Annotated in this window: 15 protein-coding genes; 13 read left to right on the forward strand and 2 right to left on the reverse strand. The window is 62.0% G+C overall.

Annotated elements, in window-relative coordinates:
• Nucleotides 1-13 precede the first annotated feature (13 nt).
• Together HOY34_RS17610 and HOY34_RS17615 are read left to right on the forward strand one after the other, a co-directional pair.
• The gene (locus HOY34_RS17610; protein WP_172365273.1) at nt 14-775 is read left to right on the forward strand and encodes an electron transfer flavoprotein subunit beta/FixA family protein; all 762 of its coding nucleotides are present in this window, start codon (nt 14-16) and stop codon (nt 773-775) included.
• On the forward strand, nt 775-1,695 hold the full coding sequence (locus HOY34_RS17615) for an electron transfer flavoprotein subunit alpha/FixB family protein (RefSeq protein ID WP_172365275.1): 921 nt from the start codon (nt 775-777) through the stop codon (nt 1,693-1,695). Before HOY34_RS17610 ends, HOY34_RS17615 begins: the two co-directional genes overlap by 1 nt.
• A gap of 80 nt (nt 1,696-1,775) precedes the next feature.
• Here HOY34_RS17615 and HOY34_RS17620 read toward each other — a convergent pair whose 3' ends face one another.
• Nucleotides 1,776-2,753: an MBL fold metallo-hydrolase gene (locus HOY34_RS17620; RefSeq protein WP_172365277.1), complete on the reverse strand. Its 978-nt coding sequence runs from the start codon at nt 2,751-2,753 to the stop codon at nt 1,776-1,778.
• A gap of 227 nt (nt 2,754-2,980) precedes the next feature.
• Here HOY34_RS17620 and HOY34_RS17625 point away from each other — a divergent pair, with 227 nt between their 5' ends.
• The 6 genes from HOY34_RS17625 (at nt 2,981) to HOY34_RS17650 (ending at nt 8,795) form a co-directional block, all read left to right on the forward strand.
• The gene (locus HOY34_RS17625) at nt 2,981-4,279 is read left to right on the forward strand and encodes an ABC transporter substrate-binding protein (protein WP_172365279.1); all 1,299 of its coding nucleotides are present in this window, start codon (nt 2,981-2,983) and stop codon (nt 4,277-4,279) included.
• A gap of 80 nt (nt 4,280-4,359) precedes the next feature.
• Nucleotides 4,360-5,259 (forward strand): branched-chain amino acid ABC transporter permease, encoded by a 900-nt coding sequence (locus HOY34_RS17630; RefSeq protein ID WP_172365281.1) that lies wholly within the window; start codon nt 4,360-4,362, stop codon nt 5,257-5,259.
• Entirely contained in the window at nt 5,259-6,218 is a 960-nt protein-coding gene (locus HOY34_RS17635) for a branched-chain amino acid ABC transporter permease (RefSeq protein WP_172365284.1), read from the forward strand. Before HOY34_RS17630 ends, HOY34_RS17635 begins: the two co-directional genes overlap by 1 nt.
• Complete coding sequence (locus HOY34_RS17640) at nt 6,215-6,982, forward strand: ABC transporter ATP-binding protein (RefSeq protein WP_172365286.1); 768 nt, start codon at nt 6,215-6,217, stop codon at nt 6,980-6,982. Before HOY34_RS17635 ends, HOY34_RS17640 begins: the two co-directional genes overlap by 4 nt.
• Entirely contained in the window at nt 6,975-7,649 is a 675-nt protein-coding gene (locus tag HOY34_RS17645) for an ABC transporter ATP-binding protein (protein ID WP_172365288.1), read from the forward strand. Before HOY34_RS17640 ends, HOY34_RS17645 begins: the two co-directional genes overlap by 8 nt.
• Nucleotides 7,650-7,664: 15 nt before the next feature.
• A complete protein-coding gene (locus HOY34_RS17650; protein ID WP_172365290.1) occupies nt 7,665-8,795 on the forward strand; it encodes a zinc-dependent alcohol dehydrogenase family protein in 1,131 nt (376 codons plus the stop codon).
• A 42-nt stretch (nt 8,796-8,837) separates the two neighbouring features.
• On the opposite strand, the gene HOY34_RS17655 is transcribed toward HOY34_RS17650, so the two are convergent.
• Nucleotides 8,838-9,800, reverse strand: a complete 963-nt coding sequence (locus HOY34_RS17655) for a LysR family transcriptional regulator (protein WP_172365292.1) — start codon at nt 9,798-9,800, stop codon at nt 8,838-8,840.
• Nucleotides 9,801-9,969: 169 nt separating this feature from the next.
• Here HOY34_RS17655 and HOY34_RS17660 point away from each other — a divergent pair, with 169 nt between their 5' ends.
• The 5 genes from HOY34_RS17660 (at nt 9,970) to HOY34_RS17680 (ending at nt 15,985) form a co-directional block, all read left to right on the forward strand.
• On the forward strand, nt 9,970-11,448 hold the full coding sequence (locus HOY34_RS17660) for an aldehyde dehydrogenase (RefSeq protein ID WP_172365294.1): 1,479 nt from the start codon (nt 9,970-9,972) through the stop codon (nt 11,446-11,448).
• 627 nt (nt 11,449-12,075) lie between these two features.
• Nucleotides 12,076-12,639 carry an alkyl hydroperoxide reductase subunit C gene (gene ahpC, locus HOY34_RS17665; protein ID WP_172365296.1) on the forward strand — a complete coding sequence of 188 codons (564 nt, stop codon included), beginning with the start codon at nt 12,076-12,078 and terminating at the stop codon, nt 12,637-12,639.
• 68 nt (nt 12,640-12,707) lie between these two features.
• Complete coding sequence (gene ahpF / locus HOY34_RS17670; protein ID WP_172365298.1) at nt 12,708-14,273, forward strand: alkyl hydroperoxide reductase subunit F; 1,566 nt, start codon at nt 12,708-12,710, stop codon at nt 14,271-14,273.
• A 249-nt stretch (nt 14,274-14,522) separates the two neighbouring features.
• A complete protein-coding gene (locus HOY34_RS17675) occupies nt 14,523-15,026 on the forward strand; it encodes an RNA polymerase sigma factor (protein ID WP_172365300.1) in 504 nt (167 codons plus the stop codon).
• Complete coding sequence (locus HOY34_RS17680) at nt 15,023-15,985, forward strand: FecR family protein (protein ID WP_172365302.1); 963 nt, start codon at nt 15,023-15,025, stop codon at nt 15,983-15,985. The genes HOY34_RS17675 and HOY34_RS17680 overlap by 4 nt, the downstream gene beginning before the upstream one ends.
• Nucleotides 15,986-16,133 lie beyond the last annotated feature (148 nt).

Below are 16,133 nucleotides of genomic sequence, written 5' to 3' on the forward strand. Positions count from 1 at the left end.
GGAGATTTGCCGCATGAAGGTCCTTGTGCCTGTCAAACGGGTGATTGACTACAACGTGAAGGTCCGCGTTAAGGCGGATGGCTCGGGTGTCGATCTCGCCAATGTTAAGATGTCGATGAACCCCTTTGATGAGATCGCGGTTGAAGAGGCGATCCGTCTGAAAGAAAAAGGCGTTGCGACCGAGGTTGTGGTGGTCTCGATCGGTGTGAAGCAGGCGCAGGAAACGCTGCGCAATGCTCTGGCGATGGGCGCCGACCGCGCGATCCTGATCGAGGCATCGACCGATGTGCATACCGATATCGAGCCGCTCGCCGTGGCAAAACTGCTGGCGGCCGTGGTGAAAGAAGAGGCCCCTGGCCTGGTGCTGGCGGGCAAACAGGCCATCGACAACGATATGAACGCAACCGTCCAGATGCTGGCGGCACTGCTGGGCCAGGCACAGGCGACTTTCGCCTCAGAGCTGGTGATCGAGGGCGACAAGGCCCGCGTAACCCGCGAAGTTGATGGCGGTCTGCAGGTTATTGAGGTGAAGCTGCCGGCGGTCGTCACCGTCGATCTGCGCCTGAATGAACCGCGTTACGCAAGCCTTCCGAACATCATGAAAGCCAAGGCCAAGCCGCTGGCGGTGAAGACCCCGGCTGATTATGGCGTTGACATCACTCCGCGCCTGACCGTCGTGAAAACCACCGAGCCTGCCGGCCGCAAAGCGGGCGTGCGCGTGGCCTCGGTCGACGAGTTGCTGGCGAAACTTAAAGATGAAGCGGGGGTGATCTGATGACCGTTCTCCTGATTGCTGATGTGAACGAAGGCCAGCTTGCCACTGATTCGGTTGCCAAAGCCCTAACGGCGGTGAAATCGCTGGGGGACGTTCACCTCCTGGTGCCCGGCCCGGCGGCAGCCGCAGCAGAGGCGGCGAAACTGAGCGGCGTCTCGAAGGTGCTCCATGCTGCTGATGCGGGCTTTGCGCATGGGCTGGCAGAGCCTGTCGCGGCGCTGATCGTCTCGATCGCCGCCGACTATAGCCATATTGCGGGCGCTGCGACCGCGTTTTCCAAGAACATTCTGCCCCGCGTCGCGGCTTTGCTGGATGTGATGGTGATCACGGATGTGACCGCCGTTATCGATTCTGAAACCTTTGAGCGGCCAATATACGCTGGCAACGCGATTCAGACGGTGAAATCTTCGGACGCGAAGAAGGTCTTTTCGGTGCGCACAGCTGCCTTCGCGGCTGCAGATGCTGGCGGCTCTGCGGCGGTTGATGCGGTTAATGGCCCGGCGACTGACGGCCTTTCCTCTTTCGTTGAGGATCGGGTCGCAGCCTCTGATCGCCCTGAACTGACCTCGGCGAAGATCGTCGTGTCGGGTGGGCGTGGTGTCGGCTCGAAAGAAAGCTTCGCGGTGATCGAGAAGCTTGCCGACAAGCTGAACGCGGCCGTTGGCGCGTCGCGCGCGGCGGTGGATTCGGGTTATGCCCCGAACGACTGGCAGGTTGGCCAGACCGGGAAAGTTGTGGCCCCGGATCTTTACGTCGCCGTTGGCATCTCGGGTGCGATCCAGCATCTTGCCGGGATGAAGGATTCAAAGGTGATCGTGGCGATCAACAAGGACGAAGAGGCCCCGATCTTCCAGGTCGCCGATTATGGCCTGGTCGGGGACCTGTTCACGCTCGTGCCAGAGCTGACGGAAAAGCTCTGAAACTGTTCAGGGCGCATAAAAGGGCGCTGCAATCGCGCCCTTTCTCTTTTCATGCCTTTTCCGGGCCACGCCAGAAGCTTTTATCCGTGACTGAGCGCTATCGGTACATATTCATAAGCGCTGCCCGCGCGGCGGATATTGCCAAGCCCGGGGAAGGGGAAGTGATACCCGATCATCGGCAGGGCTTCAGTCGCGGCCATGTCGAACAGCCGCAGCCTGGTTTTTGCGGCCAGGCCCGGGTCGGTGTCAAAGGCAAATTCCCAGCCGGGATTTTCGAAAAGCAGCGCATAATGATGGCAGACATCGCCTACGTTAAGGAAGGCTTCATCGCCTGAGCTGATGATATAGGACATATGGCCCAGCGTATGGCCGGGGGTGGCGATGGCGGTGATCCCTGGCAGCGCCTCTTTGCCGTCGCTGACGAAATTCATCCGCTCGCGGTAAGGCAGCAGATTGCGCCGCGCCCCTGCAACGAAGGCGGGCAGAAAGCCCTCGGCTGAAAGCTTGCTTTCATCGGTCCAGAAGTCAAAATCCACTTGGGAGAGATGCAGCATCGCATTGGGGAAAAGCGGGGATCCGTCAGCCCCGACAAGGCCCCAGCAATGATCGGGATGGGCGTGGGTCAGCACGATATCGTCGATCTGTTCCGGTGTGATCGAGGCCGCCGCCAGATTGCGCAGCAACCGGCCAGCCCCATTCCCGAACATCTCATCCTTGCCCATGCCACTGTCGATCAGCACAAGCCGCCCGCCCCGGTTCAGCACGATGCAGTTCTGCTCCAGCATCATCGGCTCGACGGGCAGGAACTCGGCCTTCATGATTTCGGCGATCTGATCTTGCGGCGCAGCCGGGAACTGATCATTGGCCGAGCCAAGGTTCAGCAAGCCGTCCGAAATGATTGTCGCCTCGATTTCGCCGATCTTAAAGCGATACCAGCCAGGAATCTGGGTGCCGAGCTGGGGCGCCTCGGCCAATGCGCCGCTCGCCAGCATGGGGGTCATAGACAATGCGCCCGCCCCGATCATCAGCGATCTGCGTGAAATATAGGGTGATTTCATAGGTCGTCTCCTCCTGGGACCCTCCTGTCCCGGGCTGAGGCTAGCGAGCGTTTAACCCGCGCGAGAAATTCAAAATATGGATGCCTCCGATACAAAAGCGATATCGCCAGCTTTAGCCATATCACGAAGTTATAGATGCCAGCATTATTCTAAATTTGTAGTGATGGGCCGGCCTCTGTCATTCTTCTCGTCGTCGTATGTGGAGATGCGGCATTGGGAGGTAGAAGATGAACACACAGCGATACCTGAAAGGGGCCCTTGTCGCGGCTGCGATGCTTTTCGCCAATAGCGCGACGGCCCAGGAAAAACCCGCCGAAATCAGGATCGGGATCACGACCTATACATCGGGCGCGGCCTCGGTCTTTGGGGTGCCGGCGCGCGCCGCTGCCGAGATGCTGGCCGAGAACCTGAATGCACGCGGCGGCATCGAGGGCGTGCCCGTTAAGATCAGCTTCATTGATGAGGGCGCGGGGCTGGAAACCGTGCTGACCGAGTACCGCCGCCAGGTCGAGGATGTGGGCGCCGATATCATGTTCGGCTCGGTCTCGTCGGGCGTGTGCAACAAGATCGCGCCGCTGGCCGAGGATCTTGAGGTCATCAACTTCATGTGGGACTGCGGCACGCAGCGCATCCTCGAAGATGACGACTATGATTATGTCTTCCGCACCCAGGCCAATGCCACCCAGGAAACGCTGGCGCCGCTCGCCTATCTGCTGAAGTACAAGCCTGATTTCAAAACCATCGCGGTGGTGAACCAGGACTATGCTTTCGGTCGTGACAGCTGGGAGATCTTCCTGACCGCGCTGAAAACGCAGCGTCCTGATGTCGAGGTTGTGGCAGAGCTGTTCCCCGCCTTTGGCGCGGCGGATTTCTCGGCCGAGGTTTCGCGTCTCCAGGCGCTGAAGCCCGATGTCATCCTTTCGATGTCCTGGGGCGGCGATCTGGACACTTTCGTGCGCCAGGCGCAGCAACGTGGCCTTTTCGAGCAATCGACCTTCATCTTTGGCCTTGGCGAATCTTCGGTCGAACGCCTGGGCGCAACCCTGCCTGAGGGCGTCATCATCGGCGGTCGCGGCGATCACTATTTCCGCCACCCCGAGCAGATTAACAACCCCGATTTCGTGAAATTCAATGAGGATTTCAAAGCGAAAACCGGCAGCTATCCGATCTATTCGGTCTACCACATGGTGCAGGCCTTCGCCGCGCTTGAGGCGGTCTATGCCAAAGCCATCGCGGAAAACGGCGGCGAATGGCCCGAGAAAGACCAGATCGCCGAGGCGATGAATGGGCTGGAATTCCAGGGCTTTGGCCGCCCGCTGGTGGTGCGTGAGGACAACCAGGCCATCGAGGCGCAGCTGATCGGCGTGACCACTTCCAGCAGCGAATTCCCGTTCAAGGTGCTGAAAGACATCGCCATCTATGACGGTGCCGACCTGATCGCGCCGGTGGGCGAGAACTCGATCGAGTGGATCTCGCAATTCGAGGCCGGCAAGCTGGCCGAAATCAACCCCACCACCTTTGACTAAGCCCGGTCGGGGCCGGGCGCCAAAGGCTGCCCGGTTTCCTTTCCGATCTGACGAAACCGGCAAAAGCGGAGCTTTGGCCTATGGATATTATCCTTCTGGCGCTGCTGGATGGCATCGCCTATGCGGCTTTGCTGTTTCTGGTGGCCGTCGGCCTGACGCTGATCTTTGGCGTTCTTGGCATTCTTAACATCGCGCATGGCAGCCTTTACGCAATCGGTGCCTATGTGACGGCAACCATCGGCACCTGGCTGGTGGCCAATGGCTATAACCCCTGGCTGACCTTTCCGGCGCTGATCGTCTCGGCGATCCTGGTGGGGGTGATCCTTGGCGGGTTGATCGAGCGGCTTCTTCTGAGCCGGATCTACACCAAAGAGCCGATCCTGCAGCTGCTGATCACCTTTGCGGTATTCATGATCCTGGAAAACCTGCAGCGGATGATCTGGGGCGTGCAGCCCTATTTCCTGGATACGCCGCTGACGCTTTTGGGCAATGTCTCGCTGGCGGGGGTGAATTACACGCTTTACCAGGTGGCCTTCCTGCCGCTGGCGGCCATCGCCGTGCTGGTCTTCCTGCGCTATTTCCTGCGTCATACCACGATGGGCGCGCAGATCCTTGCCGTGACCGAGGATCGTGAGGCGGCCTCTTCCATCGGGATCAATGCAACCTGGGTCTATTTCGTGACCTTTGTCATCGGCGCGAGTTTCGCGGCCCTTGGCGGAGCGCTGGCCACGCCGACCACATCTCTGGTGACGGGGATGGGCGCGAATATGATCGTCCTGTCCTTCGCCGTTGCGGCGACCGCCGGCCTTGGCCAGATCGAAGGCGCCGCCGTTTCCGCCCTGATGATCGGCATCGCGCGCTCTTTCGCGGTCTATCTGGCCCCCGAAATCGAGGTCGTGATGCCCTATCTCATCATGGTCCTTGTTCTGCTGGTGCGCCCCAATGGCCTCTTCGGCAAAGAAACCGTGAGGAAAATCTGATGAGCAAAGGGCTTATTGCTGCCATTGTGGCGCTGATCGTGCTGGCGCTGGTGCCGGTCGGTGCGCCTTCGACCGTGGTTTTCTTCACCCTTTGCCTTGCGAAAAGTCTCGCGGTTCTGGGCATTCTGGTGTTGATCCGCGCCGATCAGGTTTCCTTCGGCCATGCGATGTATTTCGCCATCGGGGCCTATACGGCGGCCTATATCACCGCCGAATTCCGCAATATCGACATCATGCTGGTGATCCTTGCGGCGGCGATTTCCTCGCTGATCGCGGGGCTGCTGGTCGGGCTTTTCGTCACCCGCTATCGCGGCATCTTCTTTGGCATGATCAACCTTGCCTTCTCGATGGTGCTCTATTCGGGGCTTGAGAAGGCCTTCCACATCACCGGCGGCTCTGACGGGCTGCGCATCCGCCGCCCAACCCTGATGGGGATGGAATTCAAACGCGCCGAGTTCGACCTGGTGATCTTCTATGTCACGCTGGCGATGGTTGCGCTGTGCTTCTGGCTGGTCTGGCGCTATCTGCGCTCGCCCCTGGGGCAGGCGCTTGGCGCGCTGAAGACCAATGAGACGCGGCTGGAATATCTGGGGCTTTCGGCGCGGCGCGTTTTGTTGACGGGCTATGTGATCTCGGCGGTGCTTTGCGGGCTTGGCGGGGTGCTTTTGGGCACTGTGCAGGGGCTGGCGACGCCGGAACATGCTTTCTGGTCGCGCTCGGCGGAACTGGTGTTCATCGCGGTGCTTGGGGGCCCGGGCCATGTGGCGGGCGCGCTTTCGGGCACGGTGATCTTCGAGGCGGTGCGCACATTCGCGGCGGCCGTGCTGGATGACAGCTGGCAGCTGATCCTTGGGATTACGCTGATCGTGATCATCCTCTGGGCGCCGGGCGGCCTTGTGGAACTGTGGAAACGGGTCTTCCTGCGCAAAGGCAAAACCGGCGAAGAGGTGCAGAAATGAGCACGGATAAAGGCACATTGCTGTTGCAGGCCGAGGGGCTGAAGCTGCGCTTTGGCGGAATCATCGCCGCCGACGGCATCAACCTCTCGCTGTATAAGGGCGAGCATCTGGCGATCATCGGGCCGAACGGGGCGGGGAAAACCACCTTTCTCAACATCTGCACCGGCTATCTGAAACCCGATGCCGGCAAGGTCACGCTGAACGGGCGCGAGATCACCGGCAGACCGCCGCGCAGCATCACGCGCATGGGGGTGGCCCGCGCCTTCCAGATCCCGCAGCTTTTCACCGGCCATACGGTGCTGGAGAATATGCTGCTGGCGGCCTCGGTGCGCGAAAGGCACTGGGGGCTGTTGCGCAACCTGATGCGGATCCCGGAACGGGCCGAGATGGAGCATCTGCTCGACATGGTCGGCTGCGCCGATGTGCGCGACCGGCTGGCGTCGGAATTGCCCGAGGGCAAGCGCAAGCTGGTCGATATCGCGGTGGCGCTGGCGCTTAAGCCCGAGGTTCTTCTGATGGACGAGCCCACCTCGGGCGTGGCGACGGCGGACAAATTCGGTGTGATGGAAACCCTGATGAAGGCGCTGCGCGAAGCGGGGGTCAGCTCGGTTTTTGTCGAACATGATATGGAGATGGTCGGGCTTTACGCCACCCGCGTTGCGGTCTGGGCGCAGGGCATCATCCAGATGACCGGGGAGCCAAAGACCGTGCTGAACGACCCCGACGTCATCCGCAACGTGATCGGGAGCGGTGAACATGCTTAACCTCAAATCGGTAGACGCCTCGATCGACCGGATCCCGATCCTGCGCGACATCTCTCTGAACGTCGATCCGGCGGAAACCATCGCGCTTGTCGGGCGCAACGGGGCCGGAAAGACCACGCTTTTGCGCTCGATCATGGGGTTCACCAGCTGCACCGGCGCGATCACGTTTGAAGGCCGCAACCTTTTCGACATCGCCCCCCATCAGCGCCCGGCGCTTGGGATCGGTTATGCCCCCGAGGACCGCAGGCTCTTTTCGCGCTTTACCATCACGGAAAACATCCTTCTGCCCGCGCGGGTCGCGGGTCTGGATGAGGCCGAGACGAAGCGGCGGCTGGACCGCATCTATCTGGTGATGCCAGAGCTGGAAACGCTGGGCCCGCGCCCGGCGGGTTCGGTCTCGGGCGGGCAGGGCAAGATGGTGGCGCTTGGCCGGGCGATGATGCTTTCGACCCGGCTTTTGATGCTGGACGAGCCGTTTCAGGGTCTCGCCCCGGTGCTGGCCAACCGCTACGCCGAGGCGCTTGGCAAATTGCGCGAGATCGATCCGACGCTGGCGATCATCATCACCGAATCCAATCCGGGCCTTTTGCGGCGCTTTGCCTCGCGTATGGTGACGGTGGAACGCGGCAGGATCGACAGCGATGTTGCAACAGTGGCGGCGGCATAAGGGAAGGGCACAGCTATGAAAATCACTGCAGCGGTTCTGGAAGAGATCGGGCGCGCCGGTCCCTATGCCGAGACAAAGCCCCTGACGGTCTGCGAGATCGACCTTGAAGGCCCGCGCCGCGACGAGGTGCTGGTGCGCGTGGTGGCGGCGGGGCTGTGCCATTCGGATCTTTCGGTGATCAATGGCGACCGCCCGCGCCCGGTGCCGATGGTGCTGGGCCATGAGGGCGCGGGCATCGTCGAAGAGGTCGGCGAAGGTGTCACCGATCTGGTGCCTGGCGACAAGGTGGCCTTTGTCTTTGTGCCGTCCTGCGGCCATTGCGGCCCCTGCCAGGCCGGGCGTCCCGCGCTTTGCGAGCCGGGCGCGGCCTCGAACGGCAAGGGCGAGCTGTTGGGCGGTGGCACCCGCATGTCGCGCGGTGGTGAGACGGTCTATCATATGACCGGGGTGTCGAGCTACGCGACCCATGCAGTCATCTCGCGCCGCAGCCTTGTGAAGGTCGACCATGATGTGCCGCTGGTGATCGCGGCGCTGATGGGCTGCGCGGTGCTGACGGGGGCGGGCGCGGTTTTCAACATGGGCGCGGTGCAGCCGGGCAGCCGGACGGCCGTGGTGGGTCTGGGTGGCGTGGGCCTTGCCGCGATCCTTGGTGCGGCGGCGGCCGGGGCCGAGACGATCATCGCGGTCGATACCCTCGCCTCAAAGCTGGAATTCGCCAGAGACCTGGGCGCGACGCATTGCTTTGATGCCGCCGACCCCGATCTGACCGAAAAGATCAAAGAGGCCACCCAGGGCGGTGTCGATGCGGCGCTGGAATTTGCCGGATCGGCGCGGGCGCTGGAATCGGCCTTCCGCCTGACGCGGCGTGGCGGCACCACCATCTCAGCCGGGCTGACCAATCCCAGGGCGGTGCTGAACATCTCGCCCCTGACGCTGGTGGCCGAAGAGCGCACCCTGCGCGGCAGCTATCTGGGTTCGGGCGTGCCCTCGCGCGACATTCCGCGCTTCCTTGGGCTGTTCCAGCGCGGCAGGCTGCCCGTGGACAAGCTGATGACACACCGCCTGCATCTGAGCGAGATCAACGAAGGCTTTGACCGCCTGCACCGGGGCGAAGCGATCCGCCAGGTGATTGACTTCACGATGTGAATACCTCTTGCCCCCGCCCCGCAAAGGGCGGGGGCAAAGGGTTCAGAGCCGTTGGTCCTGATCCTCGATCACCTCGACGCCGACCCAGCTGCCATCGCGGGCCAGCTTGCGCAGCGTGTCGCGGGTGACGCTGTGAATGGCCTTCACCGCATTGGTCATCGGGCGTTCCAGCGAATGCGCCAGATAGACGCTGCGCCGCACCGGGGGCTCGCAAAAGCTGTGGCAGCGAAGGCGGCCATCGGCCACCTCGGCGGCGATGGCGTTTTTCGGCAGGATCGAAAAGCCCAGGCCCTCTTCGACCAGCCTTTTGATATTGCTGTAGGAATCGACATCAATCGTGGTGTTGAGGTCAAGATCCAGCATATCGGCGGTGCGGATCAGCTGATCGCGCAGCCCATGGCCCTTGCTGGGCAGGATCAGCGGCAATTCCAGCGCATCGGCAAAACGCACCGACCCATCGGCCGAGGCCGGCTGGCCCTCAAATTCGCCTTTGGTCGGGCCGAGCAGCTGCAGTTCCTCTTCAATCAGCTTTTGGGTGCGGATGCCGTGGCTTTCATCCTTGCCATAAAGCACCGCCAGATCGACCGTCCCCTCGCGGATCCAGCTGAGGACAAAGCCGCTCATCGCGTCTGAGACCTGCAGTTTGATCTTTGGGAAACGCTTATGCGCGGCGGTGATCAGCGGCACGGCCAGGATCTGGCTGATCGTGCCGGGCAGGCCAAGGCGCACCTCGCCCGCCGGGTCGCTTTCCTGGCCGCGGATCTCATCCTCGACCAGTGCCAGCTGATTGATGATCACCCGCGCGTTGCGCAAAAGGATATGGCCGGCCTCGGTCAGCGAGACGCCGCGCGAAGAGCGGTAGAGCAGCGCCGCGCCCAGCTCTTCCTCCATATTGCGCAGATGCAGGGAAAGGGCGGGCTGCGCCACATGCAAAAAAGAGGCCGCCCGCGTCATCGAGCCCTGTTCGGCAATGGCGACGAAATAGCGGAGCTGCCGGATATCCATATCATTTCCGCCATACTGCGAGGGTTGCCATAAGTTTATACTCTTGCACGCAGGCTGGCAATTCCGTCTTTCGCGATAGCGGTTTGTTATAGCAATGAGAACTTCAACATATTTGACATATGGCCATCACCTCAGGATTCTGCGCCGCAAAGTCATGGGGGAGTCCGCAATGCAGACCTATCAGATGTTCATCAATGGCCGTTTTTGCGATGCAGCGGATGGCGGCTGGTTCGACAGCGAAAACCCCTATAGCGGCGAGGTCTGGGCCAGGATCGCACGGGGCTCTGCCGCTGATGTCGATGCGGCGGTCGCGGCGGCAAAGGCAGCGCTTGGCGGCGAATGGGGGCGGATGACTGCCTCAGCCAGGGGCAAGCTGATGCGGCGTCTGGGCGATCTGGTTCTGGCCAATGCCGAGCGTCTTGCCGAGATCGAGGTCCGCGATAACGGCAAGCTTTATGCCGAGATGATCGGCCAGGTCCGCTATAATTCCGAGTGGTGGTATTACTTTGGCGGTCTGGCCGATAAGATCCAGGGCGCGGTGGTGCCGATCGACAAGCCCGATATGCTGACCTACACCACATCCGAGCCGTTGGGCGTGGTGGCGGCGCTGACTGCCTGGAACTCGCCTTTGCTGTTTGTTGCCTGGAAATGCGCGGCGGCGCTGGCGGCGGGCTGCACCGTTGTTCTGAAACCCTCCGAATTCACCTCGGCCAGCACGCTGGAATTCGCGGCCCTTACCAAAGAGGCGGGTTTCCCGGATGGCGTGTTCAACGTTGTGACGGGCTTTGGCCAGGACGTCGGCGCGCCGCTGGTTGCGCATCGTGACGTGAACAAAGTCACCTTCACCGGATCCGATGCCACCGGCGCGGCGGTCTATCAGGCGGCCGCAAAGGGGCTGAAACGCGTCTCGCTGGAACTGGGCGGCAAGTCCCCCAATATCGTCTTTGCCGATGCCGATCTTGATCAGGCGGCGGCGGGGGCGATTTCGGGGATCTTTGCCGCCACCGGGCAGACCTGTGTCGCGGGATCGCGGCTGCTGGTGCAGAACTCGGTCCGTGAGGCTTTCCTCGAAAAGCTGCTGGCGCTGGCGACCCAGGCGCGGATCGGCGATCCGATGCAGGCGGATGTGCATGTCGGCCCGGTCACCACGAAACCGCAATTCGACAAGATCATGTCCTATATCGACATTGCGAAAGCCGAGGGCGCACGCTGCGTGCTGGGTGGCAAACGCGCCAGCGGCCCCGGCCTTGACCAGGCGAATTTCGTCGAGCCGACCATCTTCACCGATGTCACCAATGACATGCGGATCGCCCAGGAAGAGGTGTTCGGCCCCGTCCTGTCGGTGATCGGTTTCGAGGATGAGGCCGAGGCCGTCCGCATCGGCAATGATGTGATCTATGGGCTGGCCGCCGGGGTCTGGACCAAAGACATCGGCCGCGCCGTGCGGATGACAAAGGCGCTGCGGGCGGGGATGGTCTGGGTCAATACCTATCGCGCCGTCAGCTATATGATGCCCTTTGGCGGGATCAAAAACTCGGGGCTTGGGCGCGAAAGCGGCATGGACTCGATCAAGGAATTTCTTGAGACCAAAAGCGTCTGGATCAATACCAGTGACGCGCCTCCGGCCAATCCCTTCACCATGCGCTGATCCCCGCCGGACGGCCTTGCGATACAGTCCACAAACACGGGGCCGCTGGCCCCGTGTCTTTTCATTTTGGCAGGATGATCCCGGGCGGATCAGCGCCGATCCCGATTACCGCGTTCCGGCTCTGGTTCCGAATGAAGGCGTCACGCACGAAGCAAGACCAGCCGACCATCGGCCGGGCAAAACATGAGGTTCCACAGGCGCCGCCTTACGGCACTGCCGCATTGGCGCTGTCAGCCGCAGACCGGGCTGATGGCGTATCAGCACGGCCAGACGCGACGACCCACAGCCCTAAGGGGCAGGGCCATACGCAGAGCCATTAAAGCCTGCCGGATACTGGCCGAAGCCCCGGCTGGGAAACGGCCAGACAGGCCGCGCAAAATCCCCGACAGCCACAAGTGGAATGCGCATAGCGAAAGGCCGCCATGCAAAAGCTGCATGGGTAAGCTATTGAAGAATATCTGAATAAATTCATAGTGCTGCGCGGCATTCCCGAAAGCCCACCCCAGACGGGGCAAGGGGCGGCTCTGGTGCCGGCGTTATCGGCCGAGCCAAAAACAGGCAGCAGCCTGTGCGAATTCAGAAGCTGCGACTTCAAGACCTGCGATCGCAAGAACAAGGAAACATGAAATGGCCATCATCAACAGCAAGATCCTGCCTTTCAAAGCCCAGGCCTTCCGGCAGGGAAAATTCATCGAAGTCACCGAATCCGATGTTGTCGGCCAATGGGCGGTTTTCTTCTTTTACCCGGCTGACTTTACCTTCGTCTGCCCGACAGAGCTTGGCGATGTTGCCGACCACTATGCCGAACTGCAGTCGCGCGGCGTCGAGGTGTTCTCGGTCTCGACCGATACCCATTTCACCCATAAAGCCTGGCATGACAGCTCGGACACCATCGGCAAGATCCAATACACGATGATCGGCGATCCGACCCATCAGATCAGCCGCAACTTCAACGTCCTGCGCGAGGACGAGGGCCTTGCAGACCGCGCCACCTTTATCGTGGACCCCGATGGCGTGATCCAGGCCTTTGAGATCACCGCCGAAGGCATTGGCCGCAACGCCGAAGACCTGCTGCGCAAGATCAAAGCCGCGCAATATGTCCGCGCCCATCCGGGCGAGGTTTGCCCCGCCAAATGGCAGGAAGGCGAAGAGACCCTCGCGCCCTCGCTTGATCTGGTTGGCAAGATCTGAGGTCTGATCCCTGAGGGGGGCGGCCAGGCTCGCCCCCTTTGACAAACCCTGCCGGAAAGGATGCCCCGATGCTTGACGCAAATATGAAAACCCAGCTGAAGGGCTATCTTGAGCGCCTCGTGCGCCCGGTTGAAATCACCACTTTCGCAGGCGATGATGCGAAATCGCGTGATATGCTGGCGCTGATCGCGGATATTCGCGGGCTTTCTGACAGGATCACCGTCGTTGAAGGGCGCGATGCCCAACGGGTGCCCTCTTTCGCGCTGTCATCGCCGGGCCATGACATCAGCCTGACCTTCGCGGGCCTGCCGATGGGGCATGAGTTCACCTCGCTGGTGCTGGCGCTTTTGCAGACCGGCGGCTATCCGGCAAAGGTCGAGCAGGCGATCCAGGACCAGATCCGGGCGCTGAAGGGCAATTTCCGCTTTGAGACCTATTTCTCGCTGTCGTGCCAGAACTGCCCCGATGTGGTGCAGGCGCTGAACCTGATGGCGGTGCTGAACCCCGGGATCGAGCATGTGGCCATTGATGGCGCGCTGTTCCAGGCAGAGGTCGATGCGCGTCAGGTGATGTCGGTGCCGACGATCTTCCTCAATGGCGAGCTGTTTGGCGCAGGCCGGATGGATGCCGAACAGATCCTTGCAAAGATCGACACCGGGGCGGCGAACCGCGCGGCTGAGGGCATTGCGGCCCAGGCCCCCTATGAGGTGCTGGTGGTGGGCGGCGGCCCGGCGGGGGCGGCGGCAGCGATCTATGCCGCGCGCAAAGGCATCCGCACCGGCGTCGTGGCCGAGCGTTTCGGCGGCCAGGTTCTGGATACGATGTCGATCGAAAATCTGATCTCGGTCCCCCATACCGAAGGCCCGCAGCTGGCCCGTGCGCTGGAAACCCATGTGCGCGAATATGAGGTCGATATTTTCAACACCCAGACCGCCACCGGGCTGGAGCAGGTGGCAGATGGTTTCCGCGTCACCCTGGCCTCTGGGGCGGCGCTGACGGCCAGCTCGGTGATCCTGTCGACCGGGGCACGCTGGCGCAAAATGGGCGTGCCGGGCGAAGAGAAATACCTCGCCAAAGGCGTTACCTTCTGCCCGCATTGCGATGGCCCGCTGTTCAAAGGCAAGCGCGTCGCGGTGATTGGCGGTGGCAATTCAGGCGCCGAGGCGGCGATTGATCTGGCGGGCCTTGTGACCCATGTGACGCTGATCGAATTCGATAAAACCCTGCGCGCCGATGAGGTGCTGCAACGCAAGCTGCGCAGCCTGAAAAACGTCACCATCCTGACCGAGGCCCGCACCACCGAGGTCAAAGGCGATGGCAGCAAGGTCACCGGACTGGCCTATGAGGACCGCAACAGCGGCGAAATCCGCGAGATCGCGCTGGAGGGGATCTTCGTCCAGATCGGTCTGATGCCGAATACCGACTGGCTGAAAGGCACCATCACGCTCAGCCCGAGGGGCGAGATCGTGGTCGATGCGCATGGTGCAACCTCGCTGCCGGGTGTCTTTGCCGCCGGAGACTGCACCACCGCGCCCTATAAGCAGATCGTGATCGCCATGGGCGAAGGGGCGCGGGCAGGTCTTGCAGCTTTCGACCACCTGATCCGGCTGCCGGTCGCCGAAAAGGCCGCCTGAACCCTGCCGCCGCGCCTTGCCTTTCCGGGCCCGCACCGGAAGGCAAGGCAGGGCCGTTTTGGCCGGATGCCAATGGTGTTGCGGCGATTTCGCATCAAAGCTGACAAATTTACAAAGAAACCCGCATCCCATCTTGAACGGCCTCTGACCAGGGCACTAGCCTTTCAGCCTGCCTCTGACGCGGATCGTCGCCGCTGCGCTTTGCGACAGGAGTCTAAGCGGTCGGGGGCCAAGCGGTCGGGGTCAGGGATGAGCTGGGACATTCACAATCTTTTCCTCAGGCATGCGCGTGACATCGCCCGCTCGTTGCGGCGCGGTGGGCTTAGCCATGACACGGCGGCCGATCTGACCCAGGACACCTTTTTGCGGGTGCTGAACGCCCAGCCCGTCCCCCGGTCTGAGGCGCATAACCCCGCCGCCTATTTGTATCGTATTTCCCGCAATCTCAGGATCGACCATCAGCGCAAAGAGCGGCTGGCGAACCGTCTGTTCCTGTCTTACGCGGATTTCACAGAGATAGCCGATCCCGCGCCCTCGGCCGAGGCGGTTGTCACGGGCCGCGAGCAGCTTGCAATCGTAGAGGCAGCCCTTGCGGACCTGCCCGAGCGCCAGCGCACCGCCTTTGAGCTGCACCGCCTGGGCGAGATGACCATGGCCGAGGTTGGCAAAAATCTGGGCCTATCGACCGCCAACGTCTGGGCGCTGATCCGCGATGCCTATGACCATCTCGACCAGCGGCTTGCGGGGAAATGAGCAACCCCGTTTCCGGCCCCGACCACAGCCCCGCACCCGAGCGGCTGCTGTTTCGCGAGGCCGCCGATCTGGCGATCCGCCTGCAAAATGACCCCGCCAATCCTGTCGCGGTTGAGATGGTGCGCAGCTGGATCGCACGCGGGCCGGATCATCAGGCGGCCTGGGCCAGGGTGGCCGCCATCCATGGCATGACCGGGAAAGTGCTGAACGAGCAGCGAAACGGTGCGCCGCTGATAAGCCGCCGCACCTTTGCCCTGGCGGGCCTGCTGGGGCTGGGTGGCGCGGCAGGGGCCTGGGTGATCCCGGATCTGATTTTGCGGGCACGGGCCGATCATATCACCGCCAGCGCCGAGCAGCGCCAGATCGGGCTGCCCGATGGCAGTATCGTTACCCTGGGGCCTGACAGCGCGATTGCGGTGCAGATGACAGCCTCTGGCCGCCGCATTGATCTTTTGCAGGGCATGGCCTTTTTCGATGTCGCGCCCGATACCGCCCGCCCTTTTTCGGTTGTGGCAGATCAGGTCGCGGTGACGGCGCTTGGCACCGCCTTTGACGTCAGCCTCGATGCGGGGTTCGTGCAGGTCTCGGTCGATCATGGCCAGGTCGCGGTTCAGGCCCGGCAGGGGGACAGCCCCGACCTGCTGGCTGCGGGTGACTGGGTCACCATGGCCCCCGAAAACATCACCCCAAACCGGGGCCAGCGCGACCCGGAACAGATCGCCTCATGGCGAAGCGGTATGCTGATCGCCGAAAACGAGGCGGTTTCCGCCCTGGTCGCGCGGATTGCCCGCTGGCAGGATGGCCATGTCGTGCTGGCAGATCCCTGGCTGGGATCACGGGCGGTCAGTGGTGTGTTCGACCTGAATGACCCGTTTTCAGCGCTTGAGGCGGTCGTGCGGCCCTTTGGGGCGAAAGTCAGAAAAGTCACGCCTTTTCTGATCGTTATCTCACCCGTCTAGGCCTGCGCTGCCGCCTGTTCTGGCGCCCACCCTGACGCGTCCGTCAGATCGGTCAAAAATTTCTGAAAAAATGCAGGCCCCGTTCGTAAAGAATATCAGGGGCTGCTTTACCCAGCATGCAGGCACGCCAGCCCATCCAACTGACATC

The organism is Pseudogemmobacter hezensis (genome assembly GCF_013155295.1).
GTDB classification, from domain to species: domain Bacteria; phylum Pseudomonadota; class Alphaproteobacteria; order Rhodobacterales; family Rhodobacteraceae; genus Pseudogemmobacter; species Pseudogemmobacter hezensis.

What these genes read in the sequence shown, in the direction of transcription:
- HOY34_RS17660 (WP_172365294.1), top strand. Translation starts at nt 9,970, where the DNA reads ATGCAGACCTATCAGATGTTCATCAATGGCCGTTTTTGCGATGCAGCG.
- HOY34_RS17635 (WP_172365284.1), top strand. Translation starts at nt 5,259, where the DNA reads ATGAGCAAAGGGCTTATTGCTGCCATTGTGGCGCTGATCGTGCTGGCG.
- HOY34_RS17675 (WP_172365300.1), top strand. Translation starts at nt 14,523, where the DNA reads ATGAGCTGGGACATTCACAATCTTTTCCTCAGGCATGCGCGTGACATC.
- HOY34_RS17640 (WP_172365286.1), top strand. Translation starts at nt 6,215, where the DNA reads ATGAGCACGGATAAAGGCACATTGCTGTTGCAGGCCGAGGGGCTGAAG.
- HOY34_RS17615 (WP_172365275.1), top strand. Translation starts at nt 775, where the DNA reads ATGACCGTTCTCCTGATTGCTGATGTGAACGAAGGCCAGCTTGCCACT.
- ahpC (WP_172365296.1), top strand. Translation starts at nt 12,076, where the DNA reads ATGGCCATCATCAACAGCAAGATCCTGCCTTTCAAAGCCCAGGCCTTC.
- HOY34_RS17680 (WP_172365302.1), top strand. Translation starts at nt 15,023, where the DNA reads ATGAGCAACCCCGTTTCCGGCCCCGACCACAGCCCCGCACCCGAGCGG.
- HOY34_RS17655 (WP_172365292.1), bottom strand. Translation starts at nt 9,800, where the DNA reads ATGGATATCCGGCAGCTCCGCTATTTCGTCGCCATTGCCGAACAGGGC.
- HOY34_RS17625 (WP_172365279.1), top strand. Translation starts at nt 2,981, where the DNA reads ATGAACACACAGCGATACCTGAAAGGGGCCCTTGTCGCGGCTGCGATG.
- HOY34_RS17630 (WP_172365281.1), top strand. Translation starts at nt 4,360, where the DNA reads ATGGATATTATCCTTCTGGCGCTGCTGGATGGCATCGCCTATGCGGCT.
- HOY34_RS17650 (WP_172365290.1), top strand. Translation starts at nt 7,665, where the DNA reads ATGAAAATCACTGCAGCGGTTCTGGAAGAGATCGGGCGCGCCGGTCCC.
- HOY34_RS17610 (WP_172365273.1), top strand. Translation starts at nt 14, where the DNA reads ATGAAGGTCCTTGTGCCTGTCAAACGGGTGATTGACTACAACGTGAAG.
- ahpF (WP_172365298.1), top strand. Translation starts at nt 12,708, where the DNA reads ATGCTTGACGCAAATATGAAAACCCAGCTGAAGGGCTATCTTGAGCGC.
- HOY34_RS17645 (WP_172365288.1), top strand. Translation starts at nt 6,975, where the DNA reads ATGCTTAACCTCAAATCGGTAGACGCCTCGATCGACCGGATCCCGATC.
- HOY34_RS17620 (WP_172365277.1), bottom strand. Translation starts at nt 2,753, where the DNA reads ATGAAATCACCCTATATTTCACGCAGATCGCTGATGATCGGGGCGGGC.